This is a genomic window from Afipia sp. GAS231 (genome assembly GCF_900103365.1).
Lineage (GTDB): Bacteria > Pseudomonadota > Alphaproteobacteria > Rhizobiales > Xanthobacteraceae > Bradyrhizobium.
Map to the genome: position 1 here is coordinate 1,638,223 of NZ_LT629703.1, position 15,489 is coordinate 1,653,711.

11 protein-coding genes are annotated in these 15,489 nt (G+C 59.3%); 3 read left to right on the top strand and 8 right to left on the bottom strand.

What is annotated here, in order from left to right; all coding sequences use genetic code 11:
• Positions 1 to 213: 213 nt before the first annotated feature.
• From BLS26_RS07840 to oxc, 8 genes are all read right to left on the bottom strand, one after another.
• Entirely contained in the window at positions 214 to 1,779 is a 1,566-nt protein-coding gene (locus BLS26_RS07840) for a porin (protein WP_092509898.1), read from the bottom strand.
• 900 nt (positions 1,780 to 2,679) lie between these two features.
• Positions 2,680 to 3,453: a fumarylacetoacetate hydrolase family protein gene (locus BLS26_RS07850; RefSeq protein WP_092517785.1), complete on the bottom strand. Its 774-nt coding sequence runs from the start codon at positions 3,451 to 3,453 to the stop codon at positions 2,680 to 2,682.
• A 73-nt stretch (positions 3,454 to 3,526) separates the two neighbouring features.
• Positions 3,527 to 4,501, bottom strand: coding sequence for a 2-dehydropantoate 2-reductase (locus BLS26_RS07855; protein ID WP_092509902.1), 975 nt, complete (start codon positions 4,499 to 4,501; stop codon positions 3,527 to 3,529).
• Positions 4,502 to 4,542: 41 nt separating this feature from the next.
• Positions 4,543 to 5,427 (bottom strand): succinate--CoA ligase subunit alpha, encoded by an 885-nt coding sequence (gene sucD, locus BLS26_RS07860; protein ID WP_092509904.1) that lies wholly within the window; start codon positions 5,425 to 5,427, stop codon positions 4,543 to 4,545.
• A complete protein-coding gene (sucC, locus tag BLS26_RS07865; protein WP_092509906.1) occupies positions 5,427 to 6,629 on the bottom strand; it encodes an ADP-forming succinate--CoA ligase subunit beta in 1,203 nt (400 codons plus the stop codon). Before sucC ends, sucD begins: the two co-directional genes overlap by 1 nt.
• A gap of 97 nt (positions 6,630 to 6,726) precedes the next feature.
• Positions 6,727 to 8,043 (bottom strand): oxalate/formate MFS antiporter, encoded by a 1,317-nt coding sequence (oxlT, locus tag BLS26_RS07870; RefSeq protein WP_092509908.1) that lies wholly within the window; start codon positions 8,041 to 8,043, stop codon positions 6,727 to 6,729.
• Between the two features lie 318 nt (positions 8,044 to 8,361).
• Positions 8,362 to 9,657 carry a formyl-CoA transferase gene (frc, locus tag BLS26_RS07875; protein ID WP_092509910.1) on the bottom strand — a complete coding sequence of 432 codons (1,296 nt, stop codon included), beginning with the start codon at positions 9,655 to 9,657 and terminating at the stop codon, positions 8,362 to 8,364.
• A 72-nt stretch (positions 9,658 to 9,729) separates the two neighbouring features.
• A complete protein-coding gene (gene oxc, locus BLS26_RS07880) occupies positions 9,730 to 11,472 on the bottom strand; it encodes an oxalyl-CoA decarboxylase (RefSeq protein ID WP_092509912.1) in 1,743 nt (580 codons plus the stop codon).
• A 279-nt stretch (positions 11,473 to 11,751) separates the two neighbouring features.
• Between oxc and BLS26_RS07885 the strand changes: the two genes are divergently transcribed.
• From BLS26_RS07885 to hyi, 3 genes are all read left to right on the top strand, one after another.
• The gene (locus BLS26_RS07885) at positions 11,752 to 12,600 is read left to right on the top strand and encodes an IclR family transcriptional regulator (RefSeq protein WP_092517787.1); all 849 of its coding nucleotides are present in this window, start codon (positions 11,752 to 11,754) and stop codon (positions 12,598 to 12,600) included.
• Positions 12,601 to 12,829: 229 nt separating this feature from the next.
• Positions 12,830 to 14,629: a glyoxylate carboligase gene (gcl, locus tag BLS26_RS07890; RefSeq protein ID WP_092509914.1), complete on the top strand. Its 1,800-nt coding sequence runs from the start codon at positions 12,830 to 12,832 to the stop codon at positions 14,627 to 14,629.
• Between the two features lie 56 nt (positions 14,630 to 14,685).
• A complete protein-coding gene (gene hyi / locus BLS26_RS07895) occupies positions 14,686 to 15,471 on the top strand; it encodes a hydroxypyruvate isomerase (protein ID WP_092509916.1) in 786 nt (261 codons plus the stop codon).
• The last annotated feature ends 18 nt before the right edge of the window (positions 15,472 to 15,489 follow it).

Here is a 15,489-nt window from a genome sequence, read left to right on the forward strand (position 1 = left end):
TCCAGCGTATGGACCAAAAGAGAAGCGATCACCGCCTGAGCGCTTGGTCAATTCGCCATACCGTCGATCGCGACGGTGACCTTGTTGACAGGATCTTTCCTTGATCCGAAGGATGAGCGCCACCGGCGCCCCCGATCTTGATGTGCTTTGACGATCCCGGAAAAAAGGCTCGGCAATCTGCCGAGCCAGGATACGGGGGCATCCGTATTTTGGTTAGAATGCGATTTGCATCCCGGTCGATGCGGCACTGATCGTTTGGCCCGGCATCGGGCCGCCCGTCGCGACCCGTGGCGACAGCACCGGAGCGCCGTGTCCTTCGCCGGCACCGAGTCCGTAGTGGGCACCAGGCCCCTGCGTGAGGTAGGCGCCGACAAGGTAAAGACTGGTGTTTTCGTTCCAATGATACTTGAGTCCGAGCGAGTACATGTCCACCCGGTCATCCAGTCCGGGAAATTTCGGACTGCCGGGGGTTTGTCCGGCATGCGCATAGCCCGCCATAAGGTCGAAGCCGTGTCCTAAATCCTGGACATCGCTGACGTAAAATCCGGGCCGCTGCCGTTCGTTTGTCGCCGCAAGGACGTTATATCGGTATAGCTCTTCGTAGACGAACGACAATTGGTTGTTGAATTGGAAGTGATACGACACCCCGATCTTGGCTGCAGCCTCGTCAGCAATCACGCCACCCTTATCTGACTGTCGGTTGACGTCCTTGTGCAACTCATAAGCGGCCGTGACGTACAATGGACCGTACGAATAGTTAAGCGCAGCGCTGTAGGCGTCCTTGAACGCTCCATCATTGCACAACGTCTGGGTGCCCTGAGCATTGGGCGTTGCACCGTTCAGGCTTGGTTGCTGCGAGCCGGAACATACGAGTTCTCCGGTCGGAAAAGCGTTGTTGCCGGCGGCCGCGAGGTCGTCCAGCTTCTGACCCGGCGAGTACAGAGCATTGAAAGTAAAGCCATAGATCTCGGGGGAGTCGTAAAAAAACGAATGCGGCATCCGATAGTCGAATTCGGTGCGGCCCTCGCCGGCGGAATTGCCCATGATCGAGACGTAATCTCCAACGCTGCCCTTGAAGGGGTTCATCAGAGCGGTCGATCGTTTGTAAGGGGTATCATCCTTACCGAACATGAACTTGCCGTATGGGGTGGCGATACCAGCAAACGAATTGCGTGATCCGATCGAGCTTGCGACACCCGGTGTCGCCGATATCTCCGCCATGGTCTCGATCTGATAAATCGCGCGCCAATTGGGCGAACCCAAATCTATGCCGCCTGCGATACCCACGAACGATTCGTTGCTTGAGACCTGGTTGATCGTTTGGACGCCGTTGCGGGCGCGATCAAAGGAAAGATCCAGAAAACCATAGACGCCGGCATCGACGCCCCAAACTCGGGCACTGAGCGTGTTACCCAACACCGGAGCGGGTCCCCGCACAATTCCGGTCTGCGAGGTACGAGCCAGTTGCGGGACTTCTGCGATATCCGGCGCAACCGCGCCCGCAGGCGCTGGAATCTGTACGCCCACCGGCCAAGCCGGCTGAGGCGCCTTCACTGGCGGTGACTCGGCGTTCCGCCGATACGCCGCATTCGCGTGGGATGTCGCCGCGAGAGCGTCCAATTTTGCCTGCAGGGCTTTCTGCGATGCCTTCATCTGTTGCATCTCCTGTCGAAGCATTTCCACCTCTTGCGCCGCTGTATCCGGCTTGCCTTCGGCAAATGCCGATACCGTCGTTCCCATTCCAATAATGCACGCAACCGCCATCGATGCGTTCTTCATGTTGCCCCTCCCCAGGTCTGATGATGTGTTGACGCGGGCTGGACCCCGCCAATTCAAGCTCGTTTCAATTTCCAGCAAGCGAACGCTATGGGATACAAAACACCAGCGTAAGAGCCGGCGCTTGGCAGAAAAAAATTTGGAGTCGATGTTATAAATCGATCACGAAAATGCTTTCGCACCGCGAACGCACTTCTGTTGCAAATTGGGAACGAAAATGTTCCCGCACCGCGACAAGACGGCGTACAGCGTTGGCAGCAGGCTACCAACACCGCGCGCACTTGTCCTCACCAACTCGATCGAGGTAGAGCGACGGGGCACGCGGTGCGCTACGCGCTTCGTCTGAAAGGATGCGTCCGCTTTGAGTATCTCGTTACGATGCGCTGCGGGGTAAGATTCGAGTGAGATTGCAGCCGTGCTGCGAACGCCTCAAATGCCCAGCGCCTGCCAGACCGAAGTTCAGTTGGTCTGCATGCCGGGTTTCGCGCCCGGTTACCTGCCGGAGTCGCCACGTCGGCGACGGATGACATCTGCTAACGTGATGCGACGTCTAAACTCGAAACGTCGCCCGCTCCGTTGAGACAGAACTCATTCGACAAACTTCGCTGGATCTATCCGCCGATCACCTCTTTGGCTTCTTCCCGCGAATCGGCGTTTCCCGCTTCTTTATTTCTTGCATCAACGCGGCCAGCCAGCGCAACAAGCCAGCTCTCTTCATCGCATCGTGCCGGGCGGATCCCGGCGGCATGCTGCGCGCCATCTCTATGGCCCGATCGGCCTTTGCGTCCCAATCAGCTTTGGGGTCCGGATTCCCCGTCAAAAAACGCCCCCATACCGTTACACGCCCCGCATGATCTTCGAAAATTTGTCTGCAATCGGCAGCGATTGACGAAGGGGACTGTGTTACTGCCTGAATTCGTTGGTCAGTTCGCCGATGCCGTCGATCGCGATGGTGACCTGGTTGACCGGATCTTTCATTGACCCGACCCCCAACGATGTGCCGCAGCAGATCAGATCTCCCGGCAACAACGTCATGTCGTGCGAGATCTTGCTGACAAGCTGTTGTGCGCTGAAGATCATGTCCGAAATCGGATACGACTGACGCTCCTCGCCATTGAGAATCGTCCGAACAACGAGCTTCACCGAGTCGATCCCGGATGCGATGACAGGTCCAAACGGGCAAAAACTATCGAAGCCCTTGGCGCGGGCCCATTGCGCAAAGGTGGCATCTCTGCCGATAATATCAGCGGCAGTGATATCGTTGACGCAGGTATAACCAAAAATATAGTCATTGGCCTGATCGGCCGATACGCCGCTGCATCTGCGGCCGACGACAATCCCGAGTTCGCCCTCGTATGTGACTTTACCATCATAGGAGGCCGGTCGTTTGACGACTGCATTCGGCGCGGCTGATGTCGTCGGCGCCTTTAAAAGGTAGAGCGGATCGTCGGGTTCAGTGACCTTCAATTTTGCGGCAAGTGCATGAAAATTATTCCACAGCGCGATGATCTTGGAAGGTTCGGTCGGAGCCAGGAGTTCGACATCAGACAAAGCGAGGCGCCGGCCATTTGCCCGTGATTTACCGAACATCTCGCCGTCATAAATGCTGATTTCTGATTGCGAGATCGTTCCAAACCCGGTCGTGTCACTGTGTCGAAAGCGAACCCAATAGGTCACGATGAAAATCTCCAAAATTCAAGAGCAAAGTTTCCGCTCCGGCTTTGGACCAGCCGCACGGTGATGGCAGCGTTCAATAAAGACCTGCGATTCTGGCGCGCTGTGTTACGAGCGCCAGAACCGCGTCGATTGTCGGGGTTGGAATCTGCGTGAGACGCCCCATTTCCTGAACCACCGTGACCAGCGGATCGATCTCCATCGGGCGTCCGCGCTCAAGATCTTGCAGCATTGACGTCTTGTGCGCGCCGACCTTGCGCGCGCCTTCGATCCGGCGCTCGACGTCGACGCGGAATTTGACGCCAAATGTCTCCGCGATGCACTGGGTTTCCAGCATCATGGCCTTGGACAGGGCGCGGGTTGCCGGATCCGTGCATATCTTGTCCAGAGTTGCGTGCGTCAGCGCGCTGATCGGATTGAAACAGACATTGCCCCACAGCTTGAGCCAGATTTCGTCGCGGATCCGATCGAGGATGGGCGCTTGCAATCCGGCCTTGACGAACATCGCGGCAAGCCGTTCGACATCCGCACTTCTTTCGCCGGATGCTTCGCCGAGGGGAAAGCGATCGCCATAGACATGACGGATGACGCCAGGCGCCTCGATCTCCGTCGCGGGATAGACGATGCACCCGATAGCGCGCTCCGGACCCAATTCGCGCCACTGCCGTCCGCCCGGATCGATGCTTTCAAGCGTCGATCCCTCGCACTCATTGCCGTGCTTGTAGAAATACCAGTAGGGAATCCCGTTGACTGCCGTGACGATCCGTGTGTGCGCGCCAAGCAGCGGCTGGATTGCTTCGATAACACCGGTGATCGAGTGCGCCTTCAGGCAAATGATCACAAAATCCTGCGGCCCCAGCTCGGCGGGGTTGTCGGTGCAACGGGGGTGCACCACGCGCTCTTCATCGCCAATCAATAATTTGAGGCCGTTGGCGCGCATCGCAGCTAGATGCGCGCCGCGCGCAACGAGGCTGACATCCGCTCCCGCTTGAGCCAGCTGCACACCGAGATAGCCACCGATCGCGCCGGCGCCGTAGATACAGATTTTCATGCCGTTCTCCAAAGCGCTAGACTGATCGTTCATGGACCCGCTTATCCCTTCAGCACGTCGATCAGCGTCTTCCCAAGACGCGCCGGCGAAGGAGACACACGGATGCCGGCGCCCTCCATCGCGGCGATCTTGGATTCCGCATCTCCCTTTCCGCCGGAGATGATCGCACCGGCGTGGCCCATGCGGCGGCCCGGAGGGGCGGTACGCCCTGCGATGAATCCGACCATCGGCTTGTTTCGGCCACGCTTTGCCTCATCCTTGATGAATTGTGCGGCGTCTTCTTCCGAGGAGCCGCCGATCTCGCCGATCATGACGATGGATTTCGTCGCCGGATCGGCGAGGAATAGCTCAAGCATTGCGATGAAGTCGGTACCCTTGACCGGATCGCCGCCGATACCGACCGCGGTGGTCTGCCCCAGCCCCTCTGCGGTGGTCTGATATACCGCCTCGTAGGTCAGCGTTCCCGAGCGCGAAACGATTCCGACGTTTCCCTTCTTGAAGATATTGCCGGGCATGATTCCGATCTTGCACTCACCCGCCGTCATCACGCCGGGGCAATTCGGGCCAATCAGCCGGGACTTTGAACCGTCGAGCGCACGGCCGACCTTGATCATGTCCGCCACTGGAATGCCTTCTGTGATACAGACAATGAGCGGAATCTCTGCATCGATTGCTTCGCAAATCGCGTCCGCCGCGCCTGGCGGCGGGACATAAATCACGCTGGCATCCGCGCCGGTCTTTTCGCGAGCTTCGGCCACGGTATCGAACACTGGCAAGTCGAGATGCTTGGTGCTTCCTTTGCCGGGCGAGGTACCCCCCACCATTTTGGTGCCGTAAAGCACGGCCTGCTCGGAGTGGAAAGTACCATTTTTGCCCGTGAAACCTTGGCAAATGACCTTGGTATTGCCGTCAATCAGAATAGCCATTACGCGGCCTCCCTTCGTGTGGCTCTCACGATCTTTTGTGCGGCATCGTCGAGGTCGCTCGCCGACACGACATTGAGACCCGACTCTTTGATGATTTTTTTGCCAAGCTCGACATTGGTGCCTTCGAGCCGCACGACCAGCGGCACCGTCAAGCCGGCTTCCCGCACCGCCGCCACCACGCCTTCGGCAACGACATCGCAGCGCATGATGCCGCCGAAGATATTGACCAGAATTCCCTCAACATGCGGATCGGATGTGATGATCCGGAATGCCGCCGCGACCTTCTCCTTGGTCGCCCCGCCACCGACGTCGAGGAAGTTTGCCGGCGTCGCGCCGTAAAGCTTGATGATATCCATGGTGGCCATGGCCAGACCGGCGCCGTTGACCATGCAGCCGATCGTGCCCTCCAGCGCGATGTAGTTGAGATCGTACTTTGACGCTTCGATCTCTTTCTCGTCCTCCTCCGTCAGATCGCGCAGCTCGACCAAGTCGGAGTGCCGGTACAACGCGTTCGAATCGAAGCTGACCTTGGCGTCGAGGCATCGCAACTCGCCCTGCTTGGTGACAACCAGCGGATTGATCTCAAGCATCGCCATGTCGGTGCCGACAAAGGCGTCGTAGAGCTGCGCCGTCAGCGTCTCTACCTGCTTTGCGAGATGACCCTTGAGGCCCAGCGCGCGGGCCACCGCCCGTCCGTGATGCGCCATGACGCCAGTCGCGGGATCAACCGAGAAGGTCACGATCTTGTCGGGCGTGTCGTGTGCAACCTTTTCGATGTCCATTCCGCCTTCGGTCGAGACAACAAAAGCGATACGCGAAGTCTCGCGATCAACCAGCATCGATAGATAGAATTCCTTCTCGATGTCGCAGCCATCCTCGATATACAGCCGGTTGACCTGCTTGCCTGAGGGGCCGGTCTGCGCGGTGACAAGTGTGTTGCCGAGCATTTCCCGGGCACAGGCCGCTACTTCGTCGATCGATTTCGCGAGCCGCACGCCACCTTTCGCATCGGCAGGCAGTTCCTTGAATTTGCCCTTGCCGCGGCCACCGGCATGGATTTGTGATTTCACTACGTATACCGGGCCTGGGAGCGCCTTCGCGGCAGTCACTGCTTCTTCAACCGTGAGTTCCGACTGACCTGCCGAGACGAGCACGCCGAAGTTCTTAAGGACGGCCTTGCCTTGATATTCGTGAATGTTCATGTCGTTCTCTGTTGCTGTATTTTGTATGCCAGAATTTCGAAGACAAAAAAGAAAGGTGCACCGTGGTCCACCTCGCTTCAATTTCAAACAGTGACGATCAGACTGTGCTCACTGTTTGTGGATTTGCGTCGAGCGGGGCGGTTTCGTTGCCCAGAATGAAAGCTCGCCGCATCGGCTTGATGACGAACAATGCAAGCAGTGCCGCAGTGGCGTTCAGGCCGACGGCCATGACGAAGACAGCCTGCCAGCCGTAGTTTGTCGCGACTAGGCTCGCAATCGGCACCAGCAACGCCGCTGTCCCCTTGGCGGTGTAAAGCATGCCGTTATTGGTGGTCGCATATTTGGCACCGAAGGTGTCGCCAGTGGTCGCGGGGAACAGGCTGTAAATTTCGCCGAACACGCCGAAATATACCGCGGTCGCAAGCACGAAGACGACCGGCATGTGGCCATAGGCCGAAAGCGTGAGCAACATGAGTGCCGCGGTTCCGAACGCGATGAACATGGTGTGTTCGCGCCCGATGGTGTCGGAGACCCAACCGAAGAATGGCCTGCCGAAGCCGTCGAAAATCCGGTCGAGCGATATTGCGAAGGTCAATGCAGCCATCTGAAAGCCCAGAAGACTTACGGGTTCGTTCGCGATCTTGAAGTCATGCGCGATCGGTGCGATCTGGGCCGCCGTCATGAGACCGCCCGCGGCGACCATCACAAACACCAGATACATTACCCAGAATATTGGGCTGCGCAGCACCTGAGGCGGCGTGAAGTCGATCTTGGTTTGGGGCAGGTTGAGCTGTTTCTTTGTCACCGCCATCACTTGCGACGGCTTGCGGATGAAGATTGCCAGAACAAAAACGATCAGGCCCTGCCCGATGCCGAATGTAAGGAACGCGTTTTGGTATCCGCTGGAAGCGATCATCTGCGCGATCGGCACTACCGTAATTGCGGCACCGGCGCCGAAACCGGCCGCAGTCGCGCCGGCCGCAATACCTCGCCGGTCAGGAAACCACTTCAAGGCATTGCCGACGCATGTTCCGTAGACCGAGCCTGCACCGATTCCGCCGCACACGGCCGCGACGTAAAGCAGCGTCAGCGAAGTGGCGTAGGAATTTAAGACCCAGGCGATGGCGATCATGACTCCGCCGAACATGACGACAATGCGGGGACCATATTTGTCGACAAACCATGCCTCGATCGGCACCAGCCAGGTTTCGGTGAGCACAAAGAGAGTGAAAGCCAACTGAATAGCTGTGCGGCCCCAGTGAAATTTTGCGTCGATCGGATCGACGAACAGGGTCCAGCCGTATTGCAGGTTTGCGATCATCGCCATGCAGGCAATACCCATCGCGAGTTGCAGCCAGCGGTAGTTCTTGCCTTCGACCGTCGGTAACGCAGCAGCCTGTGTCGTGATTGTCATCCTGGACCCTCCGGGCGCTCGTTTTAAGAATGGCGTCTTCCCATTTCATTCTGGTATGCAATATACCAGAGTGCAAGTGATTATTTTGTGGCAAGGCTAGAAAAGTCGCGCTTGTTGCGTCCCTTCAGTTGCCGCTGAAACATTGTTGCATAAAAAGAAAGCCCCGAAATTCGGGGCTAAGTTGGGGAGAAATGGTGAGGCCGCGACTGCATAAAATGCGAAATCGATCTAGGACTTGACGTCGGCGATTCTTTGGAATGGACGCGAGGTCAGATTTCTCGTGATCGACAGTAGCTTAGGCATGCCAGATACCAGCCTTTAATGCTCGAACATTGCGTAAGCTGGAACCACCTTCCGCGGCGGATCGAGCGCGCCGGAATCGTGGATTTCGGCGACCTGATGGGCGGTAAAGCCGAGCACCTGGCGCAGGATTTCGTCGGTGTGTTCGCCGAGCAGCGGCGAACGCGTCACGTCGCTCGGGCTGTCCGACAGCTTGATCGGATTGCCGACCGAGAAATACTTGCCGCGGGTCGGATGATCCACCTCGACCACGGTACCGGTGGCGCGCAGTGACTGATCCTCGATCAACTCTTTCATCGACAGGACCGGACCGCAGGGGATGTCGTCCTTGTTGAGGATGTCCATCGCCTCGAATTTTGTCTTGGTCATCGTCCACTGTTCGATGCGTCCGAAGATCTCGTTGAGGCGCGGCAGCCGCACCGCCGGCTTGGCGTAATCCGGATGGGTCTTCCAGCCGGGCTCGCCGATTACGTCGCAGATCTTCTCCCAGACCGGCGCCTGGGTGATGAAGTAGATGTAGGCGTTGGGATCGGTCTCCCAGCCCTTGCACTTCAGGATGCGGCCGGGCTGACCGCCGCCGGAATCGTTGCCGGCGCGCGGCACCGCGTCGCCGAACGGAATGCCTTCGCCGAACTGGCTGTATTCCTTCAGCGGGCCATGGGCGAGGCGCTGCTGGTCGCGCAGTTTGACGCGCGCGAGATTGAGCACGCCGTCCTGCATCGCCGCGGTGACCTTCTGGCCCTTGCCGGTGACGGTGCGCTGATAGAGCGCGGTGACGATGCCGAGCGCGAGATGCAACCCGGTGCCGCTGTCGCCGATCTGCGCGCCGGTGACCAGCGGCAGGCCGTCGCGAAAGCCGGTGGTCGACGCCGCACCGCCGGTGCATTGGGCGACGTTCTCATAGACCTTGCAGTCCTCGTACGGCCCGGGGCCAAAACCCTTGATCGAGGCCACGATCATCTTCGGATTGATGCTCTGGATCTTCTCCCAGGGAAAACCCATGCGGTCGAGCACGCCGGGTCCGAAATTCTCCACCAGCACGTCGCAGCTCTTGATCAGCGCGGTGAGGACTTCCTTGCCCTTGGGGTTCTTGGTGTCGAGCGTGATCGAGCGCTTGTTGTGGTTCAGCATGGTGAAATACAGGCTGTCTACGTTCGGAATGTCCTGCAGCTGACCGCGGGTGATATCGCCGACGCCAGGGCGCTCGACCTTGATCACGTCGGCGCCGAACCAGGCCAATAGCTGCGTGCACGTCGGCCCGGACTGGACGTGGGTGAAATCGAGAATGCGAACACCCTTGAGCGCCTTGGTCATAAGCTCTCTCCTCAAATCAAATCTGCTGGATTCCCCGCCTGCGCGGCGAATGACATCGATGGGTTGCCAGTCTCACTTCTTGCGAAGTATGCTTTGTGGGTTGAGGTTGCCGATGCGACCGCTCTCGGAGCCGGCCGCGGGATCGATCACCGCGTTGATCAGGGTTGGCTTGCCGGAATCCATCGCCTCATTCACGGCGCGCTTCAGTTCGTCGGGTGTGGTCGCATTGATGCCGACGCCATCGAACGCCTCCATCATCTTGTCGTAACGCGAGCCCTTGACGAAAACAGTTGGCGCAACATCCGGACCACCGGTCGGATTGACGTCGGTGCCGCGATAGATGCCATCATTGTTGAAGATCACGATGCAGACCGGCAGGTTGTAGCGGCAGATCGTCTCGATCTCCATGCCGCAGAACCCAAAGGCGCTGTCGCCTTCGATCGCCAGCACGGGCTTGCCGGTCTCGATGGCGGCCGCGATCGCAAAGCCCATGCCGATGCCCATGACGCCCCAGGTACCGACGTCGAGACGCTTGCGCGGCTTGTACATGTCGATGACGCCGCGCGCGAGATCAAGCGTGTTGGCACCTTCGTTGACGAGGATGGCGTCCGGCCGCTCCTTGATGACTGTGCGCAAGGCACCGAGCGCGCCGTGGTAGTCCATCGGCGAATTGTTGTTCATCAGCCGCGGCGCCATCTTGGCGATGTTTTCTTCCCGCTTTGCCTTGACGGCGTTAACCCAGTCGGACGGCGCGACAGTCCAGTTCGTGCCCATGCCCGAGAGCAAGGCCTGGACGCAGGAACCGATGTCGCCGACCACAGGGGCCACGATCTCGACGTTGGAATCCATTTCCTTCGGCTCGATGTCGATCTGGATGAACTTCTTGGGGGCGTCCCCCCAGGTCTTGCCCTTACCGTGCGACAGCAACCAGTTGAGACGGGCGCCGATCAGCATGACGACGTCGGCATCCTTCAGCACGGTCGAACGTGCCGCACCGGCGCACTGCGGATGCAGGTCGGACAACAATCCCTTGGCCATGCTCATGGGGAGGAACGGAACGCCGCTCTTCTCGACGAAGGAGCGGATCGTGTCATCGGCCTGCGCGTAGGCCGCACCCTTGCCGAGGATGATCAGCGGACGTTTGGCGCTCTTGAGCACATCGAGCGCGCGCTTGACCGCATCCGGCGCCGGAATCTGCGCCGGCGCCGCATCGATGACCTTCACGAGCGATTTCTTGCCAGCCTCGGCATCGATCACCTGACCGAACAGTTTTGCGGGCAGATCGAGATAGACGCCGCCCGGACGTCCAGAAACAGCGGCGCGGATGGCGCGCGCCAGGCCGATGCCGATGTCGGCGGCATGCAGCACGCGGAACGCCGCTTTGCAGAGCGGTTTTGCAATCGCGAGCTGATCCATCTCCTCATAGTCGCCCTGCTGCAGGTCGACGATCTCGCGCTCGGACGAGCCCGAGATCAAAATCATCGGGAAGCAGTTGGTGGTGGCGTTGGCGAGCGCGGTGAGGCCATTGAGAAAGCCGGGCGCCGACACCGTGAGGCAGACGCCGGGTTTTTTGGTCAGGAAGCCGGCGATCGACGCCGCATTGCCGGCGTTCTGCTCGTGGCGGAACGATATCACGCGGATGCCCGCAGCCTGTGCCATCCGGCCGAAGTCGGTGATCGGGATGCCGGGCACGCCGTAGATCGTGGTGAGGCCGTTGAGCTTCAGCGCATCGATCATGAGGTTAAAGCCATCCGTCAGCTCGCGCCCGGCTTCGGCTTTATTTGCATCAATGCTCTGCAGTGCCGCTACCGACATTCCACTTTCTCCCTGGTCGTTCCCTGATGTGGACGAGTCCGTCGTCTTCCCGGCCGTCGCCAAAGCGAAACCAAGGTTATTGGTGGCATGCCAGATACCAAGAAGTCAAACGAATTTATCCAATCTATCTACACTTTTTGTGGAATTCTCTTGACAAAATACCCCGTTGGAATACCAAATGCCAACCCTTGTCTGCAGAATCTCGCAGGTCCTTACAAAGCGGAATTTGAAATCGAGCAACGAACACGTCTTCACACCTACGGATGAATGCAGGTCGCGATGAAGAGAAACGTGATCCGCCGCAAGGCCGTCGAGCTGAAATCCACTGCGGATAACGACCCCGATCCCAGAGACGGCGGCGTACAATCGGTAGATCGCGCTCTCCTGATTATCGAAACGCTTGCCGAGGATGACGAGGGATACCGGCTGACCGACCTCGCGGTGCGCACGGGTTTGTCGCCTTCGACGGTTCACCGGTTGCTGGCAACGCTGGAGAAGCGGCGGTTCGTCCAGTTCGATCGTGACGCATCCATGTGGCACATCGGGGCGCAAAGTTTTGCCGTCGGCTCGACATTCGTTCGACGCCGAAATTTCGTGACCCAGGCCCTGCCCTTTCTTCGCAAGCTTCGTGACCAGACACGCGAAACAGCGAACCTTGCCGTCGTCGACGACGGTGCGATGGTTGTTCTGACCCGGGTCGAGAGCCGGGAGATCATGCGATCGGTCACCAAAGTCGGCGGCCGGGTCCCCATGGTCGCTTCGGGGCTCGGCAAGGCTCTGCTCTCGACCTATTCCGAACAGGACGTCTTCGCGATCATACAGCGCGAGGGCATGCCCAGGCTGACGTCGAAATCGATCGTGCGCGCCGGCGAGCTCTGCAAATCGCTTCACGACATCAGGCAGCAGGGCTATTCGATCGATGATGAGGAAGCCCTGATCGGTTTGCGGTGCGTCTCCGCCGTCGTGTACGACGATTGCAGCGAACCTCTTGCTGCCATCTCCGTATCGGGCAAGGCCTCGCGCGTGCCGAACGACCGCCTGCCCGTTCTCGGGAAACTCGTGCAGGAAGTCGCAGCCGAACTGACCAAAGCGCTGGGCGGCACCATGCCCGATGCAAAGTCTCTCTGAGCGAGAATTTCCGGGGTTGCGGTGTTCTCGCCCGCGAGCGGCTATCGCGTGCGTCGGCCGCGTTCGTTCATATCAGACATCTTCCATTTTTGAATCCGTCTAATCGCCTGATATCGCGCGGACTTCGCGATCCATTCCGCATGATGGGAAACAAATTCAATCTCATTGAGATGACGCCGCCCTCCCCTGATGATCGGGCTCGAACCAAAATAGATCAACGGGGTGTGAAATGGCGAAGATGCGCGCAATCGATGCTGCCGTACGTATTCTGGAAAAGGAAGGCGTCGTGTGCGCGTTCGGCGTTCCGGGCGCGGCCATCAACCCGCTCTATTCAGCGCTGAAAAAGCGCGGTTCGATCAACCACATTCTGGCGCGGCACGTCGAGGGCGCGTCGCACATGGCCGAGGGCTATACGCGCGCCAAGGCGAGAAACATCGGCGTCTGCATCGGGACATCGGGCCCTGCCGGCACCGACATGATCACCGGTCTCTATTCTGCGATCGCCGATTCGATTCCGATCCTTTGCATCACCGGACAAGCGCCCCGCGCGCGTCTCTACAAGGAAGATTTCCAGGCCGTCGATATCGAATCGATCGCCAAACCCGTGACCAAGTGGGCGGTCACCGTGCGCGAGCCGGCGCTGGTGCCCCGCGTGTTCAGCCAGGCATTCCACATCATGCGTTCGGGACGTCCCGGTCCGGTGCTGATCGATCTGCCGCTCGATGTGCAACTTGCTGAAATCGAATTCGACGACGAAACCTACGAGCCGCTGCCGGTCTACAAACCGTCGGCAACCCGCAAACAGATCGAGAAGGCCCTCGATATGCTCGACGCCGCCGAGCGTCCGCTGATTGTGGCGGGCGGCGGCGTCATCAATGCCGATGCATCCGACCTCCTCGTGGCGTTCGCGGAACTCGTCAACGTTCCGGTGGTGCCGACGCTGATGGGCTGGGGCGCTATCCCCGATGATCACGTGCTGATGGCAGGGATGGTCGGGCTGCAGACCAGCCATCGCTACGGCAATGCGACGATGCTGGAATCCGACTTCGTACTCGGTATCGGCAACCGCTGGGCCAACAGGCACACCGGGTCGATCGAGACCTACACCAAGGGGCGGACTTTCGTGCATGTCGATATCGAGCCGACCCAGATCGGACGGGTCTTCAATCCCGATCTCGGCATCGCATCCGACGCCAAGGCCGCGCTCGAATTATTCGTCGCGGTTGCGAAGGAACGGCGCAAATCCGGCAAGCTGAAGGAGCGTCAGGCGTGGCCGGCGGCGTGCCAGGATCGCAAGCGCACGATGCTCCGCAAGAGCCATTTCGACAACGTGCCGATCAAGCCGCAGCGGGTCTATGAGGAGATGAGCAAGGCGTTCGGGCGCGATACCTGCTACGTCAGCGTGATCGGGCTGTCGCAGATCGCGGGCGCCCAGTTCCTCGGCGTCTACCGTCCGCGTAATTGGATCAATGCCGGCCAGGCCGGCCCCTTGGGCTGGACGTTGCCCGCGGCGCTCGGCGTGCGCGCCGCCGACCCGCATCGCGAGATCGTGGCCCTCTCCGGTGACTACGATTTCCAGTTCCTGATCGAAGAGCTCGCGGTCGGCGCGCAGTTCAAGCTGCCCTACATCCACATCGTGGTGAACAATTCCTACCTCGGATTGATCCGCCAGGCGCAGCGCGGGTTCGACATGGACTATCACGTGCAATTGTCGTTCGAGAATATCAACGCGCCGGAACTCGGCGTCTATGGCGTCGATCATGTTGCGGTCGCCCAGGGCCTCGGCTGCAAGGCGATCCGCGTGACCGATCCAAAGGACGCGCAGGCCGCGTTCGCGACGGCACGCGAGTTGATGGCGCAATACAGCGTGCCCGTCGTGGTCGAGTTCATCCTCGAACGGGTCACCAATATCGCGATGGGGACCGAAATCGACAACATCGTCGAGTTCGAGGAAATTATCGACCTGCCGATTGACGATACACCCTCAAGTCCGCCTGCAGCGGCGCGCGGGAAGCTGCTGCCCGTCTAAAGGCAGATCCGTCCGGATCGAAAAACACTTAGCCGAACACGCGAGGACATCCGATCGTGCCGAAATTTGCCGCCAATCTGACCATGCTCTTCAACGAAATGCCGTTCCTCGACCGGTTTGCCGCGGCCAAGGCCGCCGGCTTTGGCGGCGTGGAGTATCTGTTCCCCTATGATTTCGAAAAGAGCGTGTTGCGCGAACAACTGGAACAGCATGGACTGACGCAGGTCCTGCACAATCTGCCGGCGGGCAATTGGGGCGCCGGCGAGCGCGGGATCGCCATTTTCCCGGACCGGGTCGATGAATTTCGCGATGGCGTCCTGCGCGCCATCGATTATGCAAAAGCGCTCGATTGCCGTCAGGTCAATTGCCTGGTCGGCGTCGCGCCCGCCGATGCCGATATGCGTGAGTTGAACGAAGTCCTTGTGAAAAATTTGCGGTTCGCGGCCAGCGCGCTCGCGCCGGAAGGTATTCGCCTGCTGATCGAGCCGATCAACACGCTCGATATCCCCGGCTTCTTCCTGAACGGGACCCAGCAGGCCGTTCAGATCATCTCCGATGTCCGATCGGAAAATCTGCTCGTCCAATACGACATTTACCACATGCAGGTGATGGAGGGCGATATCGCCCGAACGCTGCAAAAACATCTGCCGCGTATCGGGCATGTTCAGCTGGCCGACAATCCCGGCCGCCACGAGCCCGGCACCGGCGAGATCAACTACCCTTTCCTGTTCCGTTATCTCGACCAGATCGGATATCGCGGCTGGATCGGCTGCGAATACAAGCCGAGGACTTCCACGACCGAAGGCCTCGGATGGCACGCGATGCTGACAATGGACACCTAGTCGAACACCCAAAGGGAA